Genomic DNA, 18,652 nt, shown 5'->3' on the forward strand with positions numbered 1-18,652 from the left:
TACCTATGGCTAATTTATTTGAATCAAAATATCCTGCTGGACCGCTCGCCAACCGGATGCGTCCTCAGTCACTGGACGAAATCGTTGGTCAACGGCATTTAATTGGAGAGACGACCCTCTTACGTCGCGCTATCCTTGCCGATCGGCTCGGGACGGTCATTTTTTATGGTCCACCAGGAACAGGGAAAACGACACTCGCACGCGTCATCTCGAGTTACACGAAGTCGGCTTTTGAACAGTTGAATGCCGTCACCGCAAAACTCGATCAATTACGCGACGTCTTAAAGGCGGCGGAGTCTCGTTTGCAGTTTGATGATCAAAAAACAATTCTCTTTTTAGATGAAATCCATCGTTTTAATAAAATGCAGCAAGACGCGTTGCTCCCTGCTCTTGAAGCAGGTACGATCACCTTAATCGGAGCGACGACGGAAAATCCAAGCTTCGAGGTCAACGCCGCTTTACTCTCTCGGGCGACCGTCTTTCGGTTCGAACCACCGACGGCAGACGATTTACGTGTCGTGCTTAACCGAACGTTAGCCGATAAAGACCGCGGTCTCGGAAAATATCCGATTTCGATTACAGAAGAAGCGATTGATCATTACGTTAAACTATCCGACGGCGACTATCGCGCCTTGCTAAATGCACTCGAGCTCGCCGTCTTGACGACTCCGGAAGTCGACGGTGAAATCACGATTGACCTCGCCGTCGCGGAAGAATCGATTCAGCAAAAAGCATTGAAATACGATAAAGACGGCGACCGCCATTATGATGTCATCTCGGCTTTCATTAAATCAATCCGTGGATCCGATCCCGACGCAGCATTATATTGGCTCGCCGTCATGATTGAAGCGGGCGAAAGTCCTCGCTTCATCGTCAGACGATTGTACGTCCATGCCGCAGAAGACATCGGGCTATCGGATCCACAAGCCCTGTTGATTGTCGACGCTTGTGCTCGCGCGTGTGAATACGTCGGTTTTCCGGAAGCACGGATTCCGCTCGCTGAAACCGTATTGTATTTGGCGACGGCACCTAAATCAAATACCGTCATCACAGCAATCGACAAGGCGCTCGCTCTCGTACGACGTTCGGATGGTGGACCGGTCCCACCGCATCTTCGTGACGCCCATCATCCCGGTGCAGAAGCACTCGGAAATGGTGTCGCTTATCAATACCCGCACCAGTTTCCTCATGCTTACGTGAAACAAAGCTATTGGCCGGAAAACTTAGCGCGGACAAAACCGGTCTTTTACGAGCCGAGCCCACGTGGTTTTGAGAAACAACTCCAAGCCCGACTCGAGTTTTGGAAAAAACAGCCGTAACCATTCAAGATGCGAAAAAGCGACCGAAGTGGTCGCTTTTTTTAACGGACGCGTTCGATCGTAACGCCTGCTTCGCGAACGATCTCATTGATGACGTGACTTGCTGCAATCAAACCACCGACTGACGGAACGAATGCGTTCGAACTTGGGGGCATCTTCGCTTTTCGAATAACCGCTTCGTCATTTCCGACGACTTGACGCACTTCTTCGATGATTTTGACAGGTGGTTCATCCGAGAAGACGACAGGAACCCCTTTATGGATCCCTTCCTTGCGTAAACGTGTCCGAATGACTTTCGCTAACGGATCATATGTCGTGTCTTTGATGTCAACGATCTTAATCCGTGTCGGATCCATTTTATTTGCCATCCCCATACTCGAGATGATTGGAATGTTTCGTCGTTTACACTCTTTAATTAAATGAATCTTGAACGAGACAGTATCTGATGCATCGATGACATAGTCCGGTTGTTGTTCAAAAAAGGATTCGTACGTTTCTTCATTGTAAAACATCTTCAGACGGACGATTTCAATGTCGGGATTAATCAACATCAAACGATCTGCCATCGCATCGACTTTCGGCTGTCCGACGGTCGGGAGCAAGGCATGGATTTGCCGGTTGACGTTCGTGATATCGATGTCATCTTTATCGACGAGAATCAATCGTCCGACACCACTCCGTGCCAGTGCTTCTGCTGAAAACGATCCGACGCCGCCAATTCCTAAGATAGCGACAGACTTTGATGCCAATGCTTCAAGTCCCGTCTTACCGATTGCTAATTCATTACGTGAAAATTGATGCAACATTTCTCTAACCTCACAATTCTCATACTGTTTTACTCGGAATTATATCATAAAAAAAAACGTCATGCGACGTGTCTTTTTTAAAACGTTTTTTAATTTTAATAAAAAGACGATGGGACCCGAAGTGCCGTGTCGATACCTTATTTTTGAACCTGCTGTGCAGGTGGGTGTCTTATCCGATTCCTATTCGTACGTCCTCCTGCTGTGTTACGAGGCATGTACTACTAGTTGGAACGTCAAACTCCCTATCAAAAAAGAGTGGCTCAAAGATAAAAGGCGGCTCTCGTACATCTCAGGAACCCCATCTGTTGCATTTAATATAGCATTCCCCTAACCGAATTGCAACTCAATCTGCTTCTAAAAAAATGATATTTTTTTAACAGCTCAGCGTGATGTCCAACGCTTCGTGAAGGCGCCTGTCGGATCATACATTTGCTGCTGAAAAGTAGGATTGAAGCGTGGAATTCGAGTCGCGTTTCCGACACCTGCGATATAAGCCCAGTTACCGTAATTTGAAGCGACGTTATAATCGATCAGTTGGCTTTCAAAGTATGACGCCCCGACGCGCCAGTCCTGTCCAAGCTCATGAATCAAATAACTCGCAGTAATTTGCCGCCCACGATTCGACATCCATCCTGTTTCTCGAAATTCATGCATGAAGGCATCTACGAACGGTTGCCCGGTTCGTCCTTCGATCCACATCGAAATGATTGACTCGTCCGTCGACCAGACTTTACTCCCTTCTCCTAATCCGTGTGCAAGAAATAATCGGTTCTTTGTCTCACGCATCGTGAAATGAAAAAAGTCGCGCCAAAGTAACTCGAAATACAACCAGTATGTCGATTCATTAGCACCATGGCGTCTTTCCGCGTTTTGAAGTTCTGCCATGACCCGGCGTGGGGATAAGGAACCGTTCGCTAACCAGGCCGATAATTTGGAGGAATCATCCCGACCGAAACCATTCCGTGTTTCCTTATACGTAAAAACGGGTCCTTCCAAATACGCCTTTAATCTTGCTTTCCCCGTCATCTCGCCTCCTTCAAAGGGAAACGCAGCATCTGAGTCATAAGCGGGTAACGTAATAGCAGCCGTAGGGTATTCAAGCGCGATTGGTTGTTCAAAATGACCCGACCGCTCGACTTTCTTTCGAAAGGCCGAAAAGACATGCGCCAATTTATCGCTACCGATTTGTTCACGGCGGTACAACGTCTGTGTTTCATAGATGCGTGCCGTGAATTGTGCAAGCACTGCCTGCTCATCAATTAACTCGTAATACCCTGTCATTCGATGAAAATAAACGACGTCTCCCGGCTTCATAAACCGTCCCAACTGTTCGCTGACGTCCCCGGTTAAAATCGTTAACTCGATTCCGAGTCGTTCTAACTCTTCCTGAAGCGTCTGTAACGTTTCACGCTCGAATTTCAGTTGAGCATGTCCCCGTTCAAATCGTCTCGTAATTAACGGTTGTTGAACAAAAACAGCTTTGACCGTTGAATGTGCCTGCCGTGCCTGTGCTAAGGCTTCGTGATCATCGACACGTAAATCAGCACGGTACCATACGATTCCACTCATCATCTCGTCTCCTCTCCACTCGTCTAGTTTCATCATCTCAAGGATTTCGTGATTCGCCTACTCTGCAATATGCCGAAAAGGTTTCAGCTTTTTGTTTTCGTGGAATATAATTAATACAAAACGGTGTAAGGAGTGACAGGCAGATGGCTAAAAAAGGAAAATTAAGAACGTTAATCACGCTCGCGACGACAGTTGGACCAATCGTCTATAAGTTTTATAAACAACAACAATCTAAAAAAACGACGAATACTCCTAAATAAAACGTCAAGACGCGACGGACTTCATCGTCCCTCGCGTCTTTTTTGTTGTCATTTTTTACTGACACCAAGACTTCCCTCTTCATAAAACCGCCACGGATAGTGTGTCGCTTCACCGGCATTCGGAATCCCGACTCGTGTCGTCTCGATGATTTGTCCGGCTTGACCCGCAACGAGTCGAAACCGTTCTTGATACAAATCTTCTCCCGACTCAGCAGTCGTTAACCCGAAGGCCTGACAAAGCTTCGCCGGTCCGTTGACTAAGTTTTTGAGTTGGGCTTTTGTCAGTTCGTGATACGATCTATTAAATCGACGGTAGGCGATGATCTCATGACCTGAGATGATTTCCGCCCCACGCAGTAAAACGGCATACCCTTGTCCGACGTCTCCACAGACGAAATTTAAGCAATGATGCATGCCATAGGTGAAGTAGACATAGAGATGCCCCGCTTCACCGAACATCGGTGCCGTCCGTTTCGTCGGGCGGCCACTGTAAGAATGTGCAGCTTGATCGTACGGTCCGAGATACGCTTCGACCTCGACGATTCGCATCGTGACGTCATCAACCGTCAGGACACTTCCAATCAAGTCTTTGCCGACCTCAAGCGGCGATCGTTCAAAAAAACTCCGTTCCATTGCTGCCCCCTCCTATTCTTCCAATCACTCTTACGGAAATCAGAATCTTGAATTAGTCAAAACCAATTCAACTAAAAGAAACAGACTCCCTTCCAAAAGAGGAAGAAAGTCTGTTGTGATGATTATTGTTTGACAGCCGTCCGGATTGACAACTCATTTAATTGTGCGTCCGAGACCGGGCTCGGTGCTGCAGTCAATAAGTCGCTCGCCGACGCCGTTTTCGGGAAAGCGATCGTATCGCGTAAGTTTGTCCGTCCCGCGAGTAACATGATCAAGCGGTCAAGTCCGAGTGCAATTCCGGCATGCGGTGGTGTGCCGTATTCAAATGCTTCCATCAAGAATCCGAACTGTTCGTTCGCCTCTTCTTCCGTGAAACCAAGTAATTTGAACATCCGCTCTTGGATATCGCGCTCATAAATCCGTTGCGATCCGCCACCTAACTCATATCCGTTCAAGACAAGGTCATAGGCGACGGCAAGGACGTTACCTGGGTCCGTTTCGAGTTTATCGAGATCTTCGCGGCGTGGCATCGTGAATGGATGGTGGTTCGCATAGAAACGACCGTCTTCTTCTTCGAATGTCACGAGCGGGAAGTCCGTCACCCACAGGAAGTTAAAGACCGTTTCGTCAATCAAACCGAGTTCTTTCGCCAGTTTTTGACGCAGTGCGCCGAGGCTGTCGGCAACGATTGACGCTTTTGCTGCGACGAAGACGAGTAAGTCGCCTGTTTCTGCTTCCGTCGCTGCGATAAGACGGGCAGCCGCTGCTTCGTCAAAGAATTTGGCAATTGGTCCGTTTAAGCCGTCCGGAGTCACTTTGACCCAGGCGAGACCTTTCGCACCGTAAATTGCCGTGAACTCTTGTAATTTATCGATGTCTTTCCGCGAGAAGTTGTCTGCCGCCCCTTTGACGTTCAATGCTTTGACTTCGCCGCCGGCTTCAAGTGCCATATCGAAGACTTTAAAGCCTGCCCCTTTGACGGCTTCCGCGACATCAATCAATTCGAGACCGAAGCGTGTATCCGGTTTATCCGAACCGAAGCGGCTCATCGCTTCTGCGTACGGCATCCGTGGGAATGGTGTCACGATATCTTTTCCGAGTGTTTCTTTCATGACACGCGTCATCATTGACTCCATCATTGCATACAAGTCCTCCACGTCCATGAAGCTCGTCTCGATATCGACTTGCGTGAACTCAGGCTGACGGTCTGCCCGTAAGTCTTCGTCACGGAAACAACGTGCGATTTGGAAGTAGCGTTCGAAACCAGATACCATCAGTAACTGTTTAAACAACTGTGGTGATTGTGGCAACGCATAGAATTCACCTGGGTGGACACGGCTTGGTACGAGATAGTCACGCGCGCCTTCCGGTGTCGACTTCGTCAAAATCGGTGTTTCGACTTCGAGGAAGTCTTGTTCGTCGAGGAAGTTCCGCATGATGTTCGACGCTTTCGAACGGAGGCGGAATGTCTCTTGGAGCGACGGACGACGTAAATCAAGGTAGCGGTACTTCAAACGAAGATCTTCTGACGTTTGCTCTGCTTCTTCACTGATTGGGAATGGCGTCATTTTTGAAGCGTTCAAAATGACGACTTCATCCGCAACGACTTCAACGAGCCCCGTCGGCATGTTCGGGTTCGGATTTTCACGTTGTACGACTTTCCCTTTAATATCAAGCACGTACTCGGAACGAATCGATTCTGCTAAGCGGTGTGCCTGTTCGTTTTCCGGTTGGAAGACGACTTGGACGATTCCTGTCCGGTCGCGAAGATCGAGGAAAATTAATCCCCCGAGGTCACGTCGTTTTTGAACCCATCCTTTTAGCTGGACGGATTGTCCGATGACATCTTCCGTCACGTGTCCATTCATATGTGTGCGTCCGATCATTGTGCTGCCTCCTTTAATTTTGCGACGATCGTATCTGCGACCGCCGACAAGGGAACATCTGTCTGTTCGCCTGTATCCATGTTTTTTAACGCTGCGGCACCACGCTCGACTTCTTCATCACCGAGTATGACCGTATACCGCGCCTTCATCCGGTCCGCTGCCTTGAATTGCCCCTTAAATTTACGACCAAGATAATCACGATCTGCCGTGAGTCCTTCGAGACGCATCAATTGGAGAAGGCGTGTCGCCGTTTTTTCGACTTCTTCATTGCCTTGGGCGACGATGAAGACATCGATCGCTTCGTCGATTTCCGGCAGGACTTGTTCATTCTCAAGTGCCATCAAGAGGCGCTCGATTCCGATTCCGAACCCAATCCCCGGCGTCGCAGGACCACCGATTTGTTCGACGAGACCGTTATACCGTCCCCCGCCGCAAAGCGTCGTAATCGCACCGAAACCTTCTGCCTCGGACATGATTTCAAATGACGTGTGGTTATAATAGTCAAGACCACGGACGAGTGTTGGATCGATGACATATTCAATCCCCAACGCATCGAGGTGTGACAAGACTTGATCGAAGTAATCTTTCGATGACGCGTTCAAGAAATCGAGAATCGATGGTGCCGTCGCCATACTCGGGTGGTTCCGGTCGACTTTACAGTCAAGGACACGCAACGGGTTCGCTTCTAAACGGTTTTGACAATCTTGACAAAGCTCGTGTGCGACCGGCTTGAAGTGATTGACGAGTGCTTCGCGGTGTGCGGCACGACTTTCGCTATCACCAAGCGAGTTGATGACGAGTTTTAATTGTTTCAGACCGAATGACCGATAGATGCTCATTGCGAGACTGATGACTTCTGCATCGATTGCCGGTTCTTCACTGCCGAGTGCTTCGACACCGTACTGGTGGAGCTGACGGAAACGTCCTGCTTGCGGACGTTCATAACGGAACATCGGTCCGATGTAGAACAATTTCGTCGGCTGGTTCGGTGCTCCGTACAGTTTGTTCGTCACGAATGAACGTACGACCGCTGCCGTCCCTTCCGGACGAAGCGTAAATTGATCTTTTCCGCGTTTTTCGAGCATGAACATTTCTTTTTGAACGATGTCGGTTGTTTCTCCGACACCCCGTTTGAAGAGTTCTGTTTCTTCAAAGATTGGTGTCCGAATTTCTTTATAGTTGTATCGTTTACTAATCTCACGTAATTGATTTTCGATATACTGCCAGCGTTCAACCGTCCCTGGAAGGATATCAAACGTACCGCGTGGTAATTTCATCCTAATTCCTCCTTAAAAATGAATACAAAAAAGTCCTCGTCCGCAAAGGGACGAGAACTTGAAGATCCCGTGGTACCACCCTGGTTGCTGAAAAAATTCAGCCACTCGGTGCAGTTAACGCCTGCTTACGATTTTCCCTACTGCAGTGTTCAGGAAAATACCTCGGAAGGGTCTTTCACCCAATTCATCTGATCACCCTTTCAGCCAAGGGGCGACTCTCTAAGCAGACGAGGTCTTGGACTACTCCTCTTCGTCATCGGTTCTAAAATCGTTCTATTACCATTTATATTGCATCGTTCCCGAAGTCCTGTCAAGACTTTGGTCACTTTTCTAAAATTAACGTGACCGGTCCGTCATTGATGAGGGCAATATCCATCATCGCACCGAACTGTCCCGTTTCGACCGTTACACCGTTCGAGCGAAGTCGTGTATTGAAAGCTTCATAAAGTTCATTTGCAAGATCCGGCTTCGCGGCTTCGGTAAATGCCGGACGCCGCCCTTTTTTGACGTCTCCGTATAAGGTGAACTGGGAGACGGATAAAATCTTCCCGTCGACATCATCGAGTGAACGATTCATCCGTTCTTCCTCATCCTCGAACACGCGTAGCCCGGCAATTTTATCTGCTAACCAATTGACTTGATCGAGCGTGTCCTCATGTGTGACACCGACGAGCAATAAAAATCCCCGATCGATTTGACCGATGATTGATCCTTCGACCGTCACGCTCGCTTCTTTGACGCGTTGTAAAACGACTCTCATCCTATCCGCTCCTTACGTCATCATGACGCGATGGACTGCATACACGTCTGAGATTTGTTTAATCCGGTCAACGACCTTTTGTAAGTGATTGACGTTATTGATCGCGATCGTCATCGAAATCTTCGCTTGTTTGCTGTCATCGCCTTTACCGCTGACGGCAACGATGTTCGTGTTTGTTGCTGAAACAGACTGCAATACTTCATTGAGTAGACCGGCACGGTCGTACCCCGAGATTTCGATTTCGACGTTGTAACTCTTGACCGTTTTCCCTTCATGCTCCCACTCGACTTCGAGCAAGCGTTCCGGATTTTGTTCATTCAAAACATTGAGGCAATCCGAACGGTGAATCGACACACCGCGTCCGCGCGTAATATAACCGACGATGTCGTCCCCGGGAACCGGGCTACAACAGCGACTCATCCGGACGAGCATATTGTCGATGCCTTTGACACGCACACCTTCTGGATTTTGTTTTTTCGGACGGTCAAATGTTTTCATCTCACTGATGGCGTCATTCAACTCAAGATTTTTAGATTCTTTATCTTTGCGTAACTTTTCCGTCAATTTGTGAGCGACTTGGGCAGCCGTCAAGCCATGGTAACCGACTGCGGCGTACATGTCTTCTTCTTGACCGAAGTTGAACTTCCGCGTGACGTCTTCGAGTGTTTTATCCGTGATGACTTCCTTCGGTTCAAAACCAAGTTTTTTAACTTCTGCTTCAATCAACTCGCGCCCTTTAAGGACATTTTCTTCGCGCTGTTGCCGTTTGAACCATTGACGGATTTTATTTTTCGCTTGACTCGAGACACAGATTTTTAACCAGTCCTTACTTGGACCGTAACTATGCTTCGACGTAACGATTTCAATGATATCGCCCGTTTTCAATTTATAATCGATTGGAACCATCCGTCCGTTGACCTTCGCACCAATCGTCCGGTGTCCGATCTCCGTATGAATCCGGTAAGCATAATCGATCGGGACAGAGCCCTTCGGTAGCTCGATGACGTCGCCCTTTGGTGTAAAGACGTACAACATATCACTAAAGAAATCGACTTTGACGGATTCCATGAACTCTTCCGCGTCCGCTGTATCTTTTTGTAATTCCAGAATCTCACGGAAATGAGCAATCTTATCTTCGAAGCCCGATTTCGCCTCTTGCTCTTTTCCTTCCTTATACGCCCAGTGTGCGGCGATTCCGTACTCGGCGATGAAGTGCATGTCCCGTGTCCGAATTTGAACTTCGAGCGGCTCCCCTTTCGGTCCGATGACGGTCGTATGCAGCGACTGGTACATGTTCGGTTTCGGCATCGCGATGTAATCTTTGAATCGACCCGGCATCGGTTTGTATTGCGTATGAATGATACCAAGGACCGCGTAACAATCTTTGATCGAATCCACGATGATCCGGACTGCCATTAAATCATAAATTTCACTGAACTCTTTTTTCGAGTTTTGCATTTTATTATAGATCGAGTAAATGTGTTTCGGACGACCGTCGACCTCAGCAGCAATCTGTACTTCATCCAACACTTCATTGACCTCTCCGATGACGGAATTAACGAGCGCTTCACGTTCCGTTCGTTTTTGTTTCATCATCGAGACGATCCGGTAGTATTGCTGTGGATTGATGTATCGGAGGCTGATGTCTTCAAGCTCCCATTTAATCGTCGAAATCCCGAGACGGTGTGCAAGCGGCGCGAAAATTTCGAGTGTTTCTTCCGCTTTTTGAACTTGCTTTTCTTTGACCATGTGTTGCAAGGTCCGCATGTTATGCAGACGGTCAGCAAGCTTAATCAAGATGACACGAATGTCTTCTGCCATCGCAATGAACATCTTCCGGTGATTCTCTGCTAATTCTTCACGTTTGGATTTATATTTAATTTTCCCGAGTTTCGTCACACCATCAACGAGCATCGCGACGTCCGGTCCAAAGCGTTCCGTCAACTCTTCAAGCGTAATGTCTGTATCTTCTACGACGTCATGAAGAAGCGCTGCGACAATCGTCGTGGCATCGAGTCCGATGTCGACAAGAATCCCGGCAACTTGTACCGGGTGAATGATATAAGGTTCACCCGATCGACGAAATTGTCCATCATGCTCGTCTTTTGCGAATTGGTAGGCACGTTCAATATCGTTCACTTCTGCCTCTGTCATGTATTCCGCACATCGAGCGAGAAGGTCTTCTACGTTTACGATTTGTTTATTTGTCATCCCTTTTCCTCACCCAGTCCCCGGGATTGCTTCCGCCTAAATCCCTAATATATATCTTCTATTATCGTGAAATCTTTATAAGATGTCAAAATAAAAAGAAATACCCCCCCGACAAGTTCGTCGGGAGAGTATTCCTGTCATTAGTCTTCGTAGCGAATCAATGACAAAATATCGTAACCTGCTAATTTTTCACGTCCACCAAGTCCATCCAATTCAATCAAGAACCCGATTCCGGCAACCGTACCACCAAGTTGTTCAATCATTTTGATCGTTGCTTCAATCGTCCCGCCTGTCGCAAGCAAATCATCCAGGATGACAACACGTTGCCCTGGTTTGATTGCATCATGGTGCATCGTCAAGACATCTTTGCCGTACTCAAGACCATACTCGACACGGACTGTCTCACGAGGGAGCTTGCCTTCTTTACGAACGGGCACAAAACCGATTTCCATCGCGTATGCCGCAGGGCAACCGACGACGAATCCACGTGCTTCCGGTCCTGCGATAACGTCTGCCCCTTGCTTGCGTGCGTAATCGACGAGTGCATCGACCGATTGTTTGTAAGCCGGACCATTTTCCATCAATGATGTGATGTCTTTAAAGCTGATTCCTTCTTTCGGCCAGTTCTCGACCTCTTTTATATGCTGTTTGAACTCCATGTCATTTCCTCCTGCTTCGCCGCTTCCACTAAAGTATCAAAACGCTCTTTCAACTGAGCGAGTGACGAATAAATGTATTGTTGCTCGAGACGTTGACGTTCTTCATGACGCTTGTACGTCGCGGCCTCCGTCAAATCTCGTTTTTCAGCGTCAGGGTTCACACCCGGTAGCCCGTCCTCCATTGTAACAAGAAAATCGAGTTCCGAAAACACTGAATGCATAAAGTTAATCGAACGTTTCGACCATTTTCTTGTTTTCGACAAACGTACGAGTCCGATTCGCAACTCTTCGCGTGGACATTTTGCGAAGTAATTAAAGTAATGCTTGAAGTCTTCACGCGACGGAATCGCCTCGAAGTAGTACCCTTCATCCTTAAACGCACAATAAATCCGCTCCGCCTGTTTCAAGTACGGTAAGAATGCTTCTTCCGTCTCCGGTAAGTCGAGGAACACAATATTTTCATGAATCGCTCCATTCAGCGGACGCTCGGCATATTTTTGTTTTGTCTCGTCCGAAAACGCAACAAGCGTCGTCTGTTCTTTTGGCAACTCAAAAATGTCCGTTAATGGTTTTTTCCCACCGCGGTAATCAAATAACTGATAATCGGCGACAGCCAAATCTTGAATCATCAATTGCGGCTTCCGAAAACCATTCCACTCATTGATGTTCAGACTCCCCATCAATGAGACTTCAGCGAGTAGTGAAATTTCGTCTACCGTGTCACCGAAACCGAAACCAATCCCGTCTAACTCTGACGTTCCATCCGATAAGAGCGCCTTCAAATGGGTCAAATCACGGCCGATCCGTTTCATGTCCCGAATTTTAGCGTCTTCGATGACGATCCGTGGTGCCGGATTCCCCATACCGAACGGAGCTAAGCGACCAATTTCCTCAATCAATCCGATTGAAACGTCAGAGACGCGTAGACGCAAGTCGATCTCAATCGTCGCGATGAAGGCTTCATCCGGTAGTTTGGCAGCCTGTGCATTCAAGCGTTCACGTAACGTGACGACGTCATCCGACGAGAGTGTCATGCCGGCAGCTGCCGGGTGTCCACCGAAATGCGGTAAGATGTCTTCACATAGCGTCAACTCGGCAAATAAATCGAAGGCTGCAATCGAGCGACCAGACCCTTTCGCCGTCCCCTTCTCTGCATCATGACAAAGCATGATGACCGGACGGTGATATTTCTCGACAAGTCGTGAGGCGACGATGCCGACGACACCCGGGTTCCAGTTGTCCGCGTCAACAACAAGCACACGGTCTTCTAGATATTTTTCTTCGACAAGTGCTGTCGCTTCTTCCGCGATTTGTTTGACGATATCTTGCCGTTGTTTATTTTGTTGGTCGAGCTGGTTCGCAAGTACGACGGCTTCCTCGAGTGTCTCAGCAAGTAGCATCTCAAGTGCCGGCATCGCGGAATCGAGTCGACCGGCCGCATTGATCCGGGGACCGAATGCGAACCCGACCGATTCTTCCGTCAGTTCGTCTTCCGTCAAACTACAGACTTGGCGTAGTGCCAAGATGCCGGGACGCTCACTTGCATTCAACGCTTCAATTCCTTTTGTCGCAAGCAATCGATTCTCATCGACGAGCGGTACTAAGTCGGCAATCGTTCCGAGCACTGCGAGGTCAAGCAACTCCGTCGGGACACGTTCGAGCAGTGCGTGTGCGACTTTAAAGGCAACACCTGCCCCAGCGAGTTTTGAGAACGGATAGTTGCGATCGACACCCGGGTGAATCATCGCATAGGCGTCCGGGAGAACTTCTTTCGCCTCATGGTGATCGGTGATGATGAGGTCGACACCTAGCTCTTTTAAGACGGCTGCTTCCTTGATACCTGAAATCCCGCAGTCGACCGTGATGATTAATCCGAATCCTTCTTCGACCGCCCAGCGGAAGGCCGCTTCATTCGGTCCGTATCCTTCCGTGAACCGGTTCGGGATATAACATTCTGCCATTGCCCCGATTTCAGTCAACGCATGCCACAAAATCGCAGCCGAACTGACACCATCGACATCATAATCCCCATAAATTAAGATCATTTCACCTTGATCGGCAGCTTCTTTAATCCGTGCGACGACTTTTTCCATATCCTGAAACAGGAATGGGTCATGGAACGGCATGTCCCCTGCTTCTAAAAAGGCCGTTGCTTGCGCCGGCGTCTCGAGACCACGCTGGACTAGCAGACGGGCTACGTTCGGTGAGACGGACGCTTGCGCGACCAGCTCGTCTATTTTTAGCGGATCGACTGCTTTGTCGAGCCATGTTTTTTTTGAATGATACATCCAATCCCTCCAATCAACTTCCCCATTATAAGACAAAACCCGCGTCAGGGATACCCAACGCGGATTGTCTTCATGAAGCTTGTTTTGGTTGTTTTAATGTGCGTTTTTTCATGACGAGCCAAAGTTGCGCAGCGATGAAGATCGATGAATACATCCCCATGAACAAACCGACAAGCAAGGCAAGACTGAAACCACGAATCGCTTCACTTCCGAAAATATAGAGGGCGGCAGCCGTCATGATGACGGTCACGACCGTATTGATTGAACGGATGATCGTTTGCTGAATCGATTCGTTGACGACGTCGCATAATTCATCAAACGAAACGGTTCTGCCGCCTTTTTCAGCACGCCCTAAATTTTCACGCACCCTGTCGAACGTCACGATCGTATCATTGACCGAGTACCCGATAATCGTCAGGACGGCGGCGATGAAGTACAGGTTGACTTCGATTTGGAAGAGTGAGAAGAACGCGATGATCATCAAGGCATCATGGAGCAAAGCAAGCACTGTCGCGATTCCATACGTCGGTTGGAAACGGAACGAGACATAGATGACAATTCCGATTGAAGCGAGCAAGACAGCGTACATCGCATTTCGGGCGATCTCACGACCCACTTGTGGGGAGACCGTTGAAATACTTGGTGCTTTATCATATTTCGCTTCAATCGTTTTGTTCATTTCCGCGACTTGTTCTTGACTGAACTCACCGACGAACGTGACGTTCGCGAGCGTACCGCCTTGCGCGAACTGAATCCCGTCGATTTCTTTTGCGTCGATCCCCGCTTCTTCAATGACGGACCGGACTTCACTTTCCTGGATTTGATTTTCCGAAGAAATTTCGACCCGTGTCCCTTCCGTGAAGTCAATCCCGAGATTCAAGCCTCGGAATGAAAGCAACAGAACCGACAGGAGAACTAAAGCGATTGTGATCGTGAAGTAGACTTTGCGATGTTTTACATAATCGAATTTCGTAGGATTAAAGTTCACGAATTTCACTCTCCTTTACGCCAAACCATGATTTTTTCTTATCAAACCAACGGCTACTGACAAGAAGTTGCATCAAGTAACGAGAGATGAAGACGTTCGTGATGAACGTGACGGCAATCGAAACCATCAACATGATCGCAAACCCTTTGACGGTACTCGTTCCGAAGTAATAGAGGACACCTGCTGAGATCAGCGTCGTTAAGTTCGCATCTAAAATCGTTCCGAATGAACGGCGATTCCCGGCTTTGAATGCCGACAAAACAGATTTCCCACTACGTAGCTCATCTTTAATCCGCTCTGCCGTGATGATGTTCGCATCGACCGCCATCCCGACTCCAAGGACGAGTGCCGCGATACCCGGTAAGGTCAAGACGGCATTGATTCCGTTGAAGAAGATCATGACGAGGTAAATATAGAACAACAACGTGATGATTGAGACGAAACCAGATACACGGTAGAACAGCAACATGAATAAGAAGACTGCCGCAACACCGATCATTGATGCAAATAATGTTTGATCAAGCGCATCTTTCCCGAATGCCGCCGACACTGATGTCGAGTAGATTTCATCAAGCTTAACCGGTAATGCCCCCGCATTTAAAATGGATGACAATTGTTTTCCGTACTCGGCGTCGATATCGCCACCCGAGATGATTGCTTTATCCGAGTTGATTGGCTGATTGACTGACGCATCAGATACAATTTTTGAATTTTCTTTTTGAATCTCTTTTTCGTACGTGTCACCTTTCGCATAATCAAGCCAAATAACGAGACGATTATCCGGCGCTTGTTTTTGCGAAATCTGTTGTGTCACTTCATAGAACTTCTCTTTTGATTTCAATGTTAATTCGACGAGTGGTTCGTTCGTATTCGGATCATAGCCGACTTTCGCACCCTTCGCCTTTAAATCCGATCCGTCAAGCAACAGCTTATCGTCGATATCACGGAATGATAACTCGGCTGTCGAAGATAGAATCTGACGTGCTTCGCTTTGGTTTTTGACACCCGCGAGTTGTACACGAATCCGGTCTTTCCCTTCGATTCGGATGTCCGGCTCCGATACACCGAGAACGTTGACACGGTTTTCGATTGCCGTCAACGTCGCGCTCATCGCTGTATCATCGATGACATCCCCCTCTTTTAAGGGTTGAACTTCATACAACACTTCGAACCCGCCCTTTAAATCAAGACCGAGTTTCGTGTCTTTCAAGAGCCATGTCGACGTCGTGCCGATCAAGATGAGTAATGCGGCGACGATAATGAAGAACGTGGCTAGTTTTCCTTTCTTAACCATGCTACATTGTCCTTTCTCTAAACCCCAGTATATTTTCAGACAACTTTCGTATCCTATCCTAGCTTACATAAGAATTGGTAATCATAGCAATCGTTTTTCTCATATAAAGACAGAAAAGACGCTCCGAAATTCGGAAAGCGTCTTTTTCTTGCCTTATTCGACGGTTTCGTCGTCCATGACAGTCGTTGATTTTTTTGTAACTTCCGCGACTGCACTACGATTGAACGTCAATTGGGAATTCCCTGATTTTAATGTAACTGTCGTTTCATCAACCTTTTGTACGACTCCGTGGAGTCCACCGATTGTAACGACCGTGTCGCCGCGTGATAATTGCGTTTGCATTTCACGGACTTGCTTCTGGCGTTTGTTCTGTGGACGAATCAACAAGAAATAGAACACCACGAAGATCAAAATCATCGGGAGGAATGTGATTAGTTGTTGCATCTGACTCAGCTCCTTTTCATTCAAATCACGTTCATTATACCTTGAAACGATTGATTTGTCAGACGATAACTCAGAAATTCTTTGCGTTTGGTAAATTATAACCGTATTCTTCGAAAAACTCATCCTTGAAATCAAGTAAACGGTCCTCTCGAATCGCTTGGCGAACGCCCTCCATCAATTTGACGAGGAAGTGAAGGTTATGTGTCGAACAGAGATGTAAACCGAACGTTTCCTGGGCACGAATCAAGTGGTGGATGTAGGCACGTGAGTAATTTTTACATGCATAGCAATCACACTTTTCGTCGAGCGGACGGAAATCGCGTGCATATTTCGCATTACGGACGACAAGCCGGCCGCTTGATGTCATCAACGTTCCGTTACGCGCAATCCGCGTCGGTAAGACACAGTCGAACATATCGATACCGCGAATCGCCCCTTCAATCAAGGCATCCGGTGATCCGACACCCATCAAGTAACGTGGTTTATCTTCCGGCATGAGTGGCGTCGTGAATTCGAGCGCCCGGTACATGACGTCTTTTGGTTCTCCGACAGACAAACCACCGACGGCATAGCCTGGGAAGTCGAGTGACGCAAGGTCACGTGCGCTTTGACGACGTAAGTCTTCGTACTCGCCCCCTTGGATGATCCCGAACAAGGCTTGATCTTGCGGCCGTTCATGTGCCGTCAAGCAACGTTCTGCCCAGCGACTTGTCCGTTCGACCGATGCTTTCATGTATTCGTGTGACGCCGGGAACGGCGGACATTCGTCAAACGCCATCATGATGTCTGAACCGAGTGCGTTTTGAATCTCCATCGCTTTTTCCGGTGAGAGGAACAGCTTGTCCCCGTTCAAGTGATTCCGGAAGTGGACGCCTTCTTCCGTGATGTTCCGGAGGTCAGCGAGTGAGAAGACCTGGAAACCACCAGAATCCGTTAAAATCGCGCCATCCCAGTTCATGAACTTGTGTAGACCGCCTGCTTCTTTGATGACGTCGTGCCCCGGACGAACCCAGAGATGATAGGTGTTCGAGAGAATGATGTTTGCGTTCATGTCCTTGATTTGTTCCGGTGCCATCGTCTTGACCGTCGCTTGCGTTCCGACTGGCATGAAGACAGGTGTTTCGAAGCTACCGTGCGGCGTGTGGACGATTCCTAACCGCGCACCTGATTGTTTACATGTCTTAATGTGTTCGTATGTTACTGCGTGTTTTGTCATCGGTTTAATTCCTCTCTTGTTAAGAACATCGCGTCACCGAAACTAAAGAATCGGTATCCGTTTGCGACGGCTTCTTCGTATGCGTGTAAAATGTGTTCCCGGGTCGACAGTGCGGAGACAAGCATGATTAACGTCGACTTCGGCAAATGGAAATTCGTAATCAAACCATCGATCGCCTTCACTTCCTGCCCCGGGTAAATAAAGATGTCCGTCCACCCCGTCGCTTCGACGAAGTCACCATGATCACGGATAACTGTCTCAAGTGTCCGCGTCGACGTCGTTCCGACCGCGATGATCCGTCCGCCGCGCGCTCGTGTCTCACGTAAAATTGCTGCTGAACTTTCCGGCAGTTCATAATATTCACTATGCATCTTATGACTGTCGACGTCATCGACCGAAACCGGACGGAACGTACCGAGACCGACATGTAACGTGAGCGGTGCTAGTGTAACGCCTTTATCCGTCAATGCTTTCAGCAATTCCGGTGTGAAGTGGAGTCCAGCAGTCGGTGCCGCAGCACTCCCGCGTTCGCGCGCATACACCGTCTGGTAACGATCTTGATCGTCGAGTTGCTCGTGAATATACGGTGGAAGCGGCATCGTCCCGAGTTCGTCAAGGACTTCATAAAAGATACCGTCATACGAGAACTTCAAAATTCGTCCGCCATCGTCGAGCGCTTCGACGCATTCAGCTTTAAGTAAGCCGTCACCAAACGTAATCACCGTTCCCGGCTTCACACGTTTCGCTGGTTTTGCGAGCGTCTCCCAGACATCATCACTCGTCTGCTTCAATAACAACAGCTCGATTTTTCCACCGGTTTCTTCTTTGACACCAAACAAACGGGCTGGTAAGACTTTTGTATCATTGATGACGAGCGTGTCGCCCGCATTGAAGTGCGAGACGATATCATGGAACCGTTCGTGACGTAACGCTCCCGTCTCGCGGTCAATCACCATCAGCTTCGAGCTCGTCCGGTCGAGTAAGGGAACTTGGGCAATCTGTTCTTCCGGCAAATGAAAATCAAATAAGTTTACATCCATGG

At 48.3% G+C, this 18,652-nt stretch carries 13 protein-coding genes, 1 other RNA gene, 1 pseudogene and 1 other annotated feature; of the genes and pseudogenes, 1 reads left to right on the forward strand and 14 read right to left on the reverse strand.

All coding sequences use genetic code 11. The features are described from left to right. The first annotated feature begins 5 nt into the window (after positions 1-5). The gene (locus tag KNP88_RS02620; RefSeq protein ID WP_214807270.1) at positions 6-1,319 is read left to right on the forward strand and encodes a replication-associated recombination protein A; all 1,314 of its coding nucleotides are present in this window, start codon (positions 6-8) and stop codon (positions 1,317-1,319) included. 41 nt (positions 1,320-1,360) lie between these two features. On the opposite strand, the gene KNP88_RS02625 is transcribed toward KNP88_RS02620, so the two are convergent. The 14 genes and pseudogenes from KNP88_RS02625 to queA form a co-directional block, all read right to left on the reverse strand. Then, positions 1,361-2,125 (reverse strand): tRNA threonylcarbamoyladenosine dehydratase, encoded by a 765-nt coding sequence (locus KNP88_RS02625; RefSeq protein ID WP_088837514.1) that lies wholly within the window; start codon positions 2,123-2,125, stop codon positions 1,361-1,363. Between the two features lie 109 nt (positions 2,126-2,234). Then, positions 2,235-2,424: non-coding RNA, 6S RNA (ssrS, locus tag KNP88_RS02630), on the reverse strand. A gap of 82 nt (positions 2,425-2,506) precedes the next feature. Continuing rightward, positions 2,507-3,694 carry a DASH family cryptochrome gene (locus KNP88_RS02635; protein ID WP_214892179.1) on the reverse strand — a complete coding sequence of 396 codons (1,188 nt, stop codon included), beginning with the start codon at positions 3,692-3,694 and terminating at the stop codon, positions 2,507-2,509. A 308-nt stretch (positions 3,695-4,002) separates the two neighbouring features. Next, positions 4,003-4,587, reverse strand: coding sequence for a DNA-3-methyladenine glycosylase (locus KNP88_RS02640; protein WP_088837516.1), 585 nt, complete (start codon positions 4,585-4,587; stop codon positions 4,003-4,005). A gap of 122 nt (positions 4,588-4,709) precedes the next feature. Further along, positions 4,710-6,473, reverse strand: a complete 1,764-nt coding sequence (gene aspS / locus KNP88_RS02645) for an aspartate--tRNA ligase (RefSeq protein ID WP_214892181.1) — start codon at positions 6,471-6,473, stop codon at positions 4,710-4,712. Beyond that, positions 6,470-7,750: a histidine--tRNA ligase gene (gene hisS, locus KNP88_RS02650; RefSeq protein ID WP_251137101.1), complete on the reverse strand. Its 1,281-nt coding sequence runs from the start codon at positions 7,748-7,750 to the stop codon at positions 6,470-6,472. The genes aspS and hisS overlap by 4 nt, the downstream gene beginning before the upstream one ends. 43 nt (positions 7,751-7,793) lie before the next feature. Further along, positions 7,794-8,016 (reverse strand) — a binding site (T-box leader). Positions 8,017-8,072: 56 nt separating this feature from the next. Beyond that, a complete protein-coding gene (dtd, locus tag KNP88_RS02655; protein ID WP_214892183.1) occupies positions 8,073-8,510 on the reverse strand; it encodes a D-aminoacyl-tRNA deacylase in 438 nt (145 codons plus the stop codon). A 12-nt stretch (positions 8,511-8,522) separates the two neighbouring features. Then, on the reverse strand, positions 8,523-10,721 hold the full coding sequence (locus KNP88_RS02660) for a RelA/SpoT family protein (RefSeq protein WP_214807267.1): 2,199 nt from the start codon (positions 10,719-10,721) through the stop codon (positions 8,523-8,525). A gap of 140 nt (positions 10,722-10,861) precedes the next feature. Next, positions 10,862-11,380, reverse strand: a complete 519-nt coding sequence (locus KNP88_RS02665; RefSeq protein ID WP_029331033.1) for an adenine phosphoribosyltransferase — start codon at positions 11,378-11,380, stop codon at positions 10,862-10,864. Then, positions 11,359-13,668 (reverse strand): single-stranded-DNA-specific exonuclease RecJ, encoded by a 2,310-nt coding sequence (gene recJ, locus KNP88_RS02670; protein WP_214892185.1) that lies wholly within the window; start codon positions 13,666-13,668, stop codon positions 11,359-11,361. Before recJ ends, KNP88_RS02665 begins: the two co-directional genes overlap by 22 nt. A gap of 70 nt (positions 13,669-13,738) precedes the next feature. Continuing rightward, a pseudogene (secD, locus tag KNP88_RS15585) lies at positions 13,739-15,950 on the reverse strand (protein translocase subunit SecD). 153 nt (positions 15,951-16,103) lie between these two features. Further along, entirely contained in the window at positions 16,104-16,394 is a 291-nt protein-coding gene (gene yajC, locus KNP88_RS02685) for a preprotein translocase subunit YajC (protein ID WP_029331035.1), read from the reverse strand. 70 nt (positions 16,395-16,464) lie between these two features. Beyond that, positions 16,465-17,610 (reverse strand): tRNA guanosine(34) transglycosylase Tgt, encoded by a 1,146-nt coding sequence (tgt, locus tag KNP88_RS02690; protein WP_088837522.1) that lies wholly within the window; start codon positions 17,608-17,610, stop codon positions 16,465-16,467. Continuing rightward, complete coding sequence (gene queA, locus KNP88_RS02695; RefSeq protein WP_088837523.1) at positions 17,607-18,650, reverse strand: tRNA preQ1(34) S-adenosylmethionine ribosyltransferase-isomerase QueA; 1,044 nt, start codon at positions 18,648-18,650, stop codon at positions 17,607-17,609. Before queA ends, tgt begins: the two co-directional genes overlap by 4 nt. Positions 18,651-18,652 lie beyond the last annotated feature (2 nt).

Origin of the sequence: Exiguobacterium sp. H66, assembly GCF_018618705.1 — a bacterium.
Taxonomy (GTDB): Bacteria; Bacillota; Bacilli; order Exiguobacteriales; family Exiguobacteriaceae; genus Exiguobacterium_A; species Exiguobacterium_A oxidotolerans.

Coding starts and splice junctions, on each gene's coding strand:
- KNP88_RS02620 (WP_214807270.1), top strand. CDS start 6: ATGGCTAATTTATTTGAATCAAAATATCCTGCTGGACCGCTCGCCAAC.
- KNP88_RS02625 (WP_088837514.1), bottom strand. CDS start 2,125: ATGTTGCATCAATTTTCACGTAATGAATTAGCAATCGGTAAGACGGGA.
- KNP88_RS02635 (WP_214892179.1), bottom strand. CDS start 3,694: ATGAGTGGAATCGTATGGTACCGTGCTGATTTACGTGTCGATGATCAC.
- KNP88_RS02640 (WP_088837516.1), bottom strand. CDS start 4,587: ATGGAACGGAGTTTTTTTGAACGATCGCCGCTTGAGGTCGGCAAAGAC.
- aspS (WP_214892181.1), bottom strand. CDS start 6,473: ATGATCGGACGCACACATATGAATGGACACGTGACGGAAGATGTCATC.
- hisS (WP_251137101.1), bottom strand. CDS start 7,750: ATGAAATTACCACGCGGTACGTTTGATATCCTTCCAGGGACGGTTGAA.
- dtd (WP_214892183.1), bottom strand. CDS start 8,510: ATGAGAGTCGTTTTACAACGCGTCAAAGAAGCGAGCGTGACGGTCGAA.
- KNP88_RS02660 (WP_214807267.1), bottom strand. CDS start 10,721: ATGACAAATAAACAAATCGTAAACGTAGAAGACCTTCTCGCTCGATGT.
- KNP88_RS02665 (WP_029331033.1), bottom strand. CDS start 11,380: ATGGAGTTCAAACAGCATATAAAAGAGGTCGAGAACTGGCCGAAAGAA.
- recJ (WP_214892185.1), bottom strand. CDS start 13,668: ATGTATCATTCAAAAAAAACATGGCTCGACAAAGCAGTCGATCCGCTA.
- yajC (WP_029331035.1), bottom strand. CDS start 16,394: ATGCAACAACTAATCACATTCCTCCCGATGATTTTGATCTTCGTGGTG.
- tgt (WP_088837522.1), bottom strand. CDS start 17,610: ATGACAAAACACGCAGTAACATACGAACACATTAAGACATGTAAACAA.
- queA (WP_088837523.1), bottom strand. CDS start 18,650: ATGGATGTAAACTTATTTGATTTTCATTTGCCGGAAGAACAGATTGCC.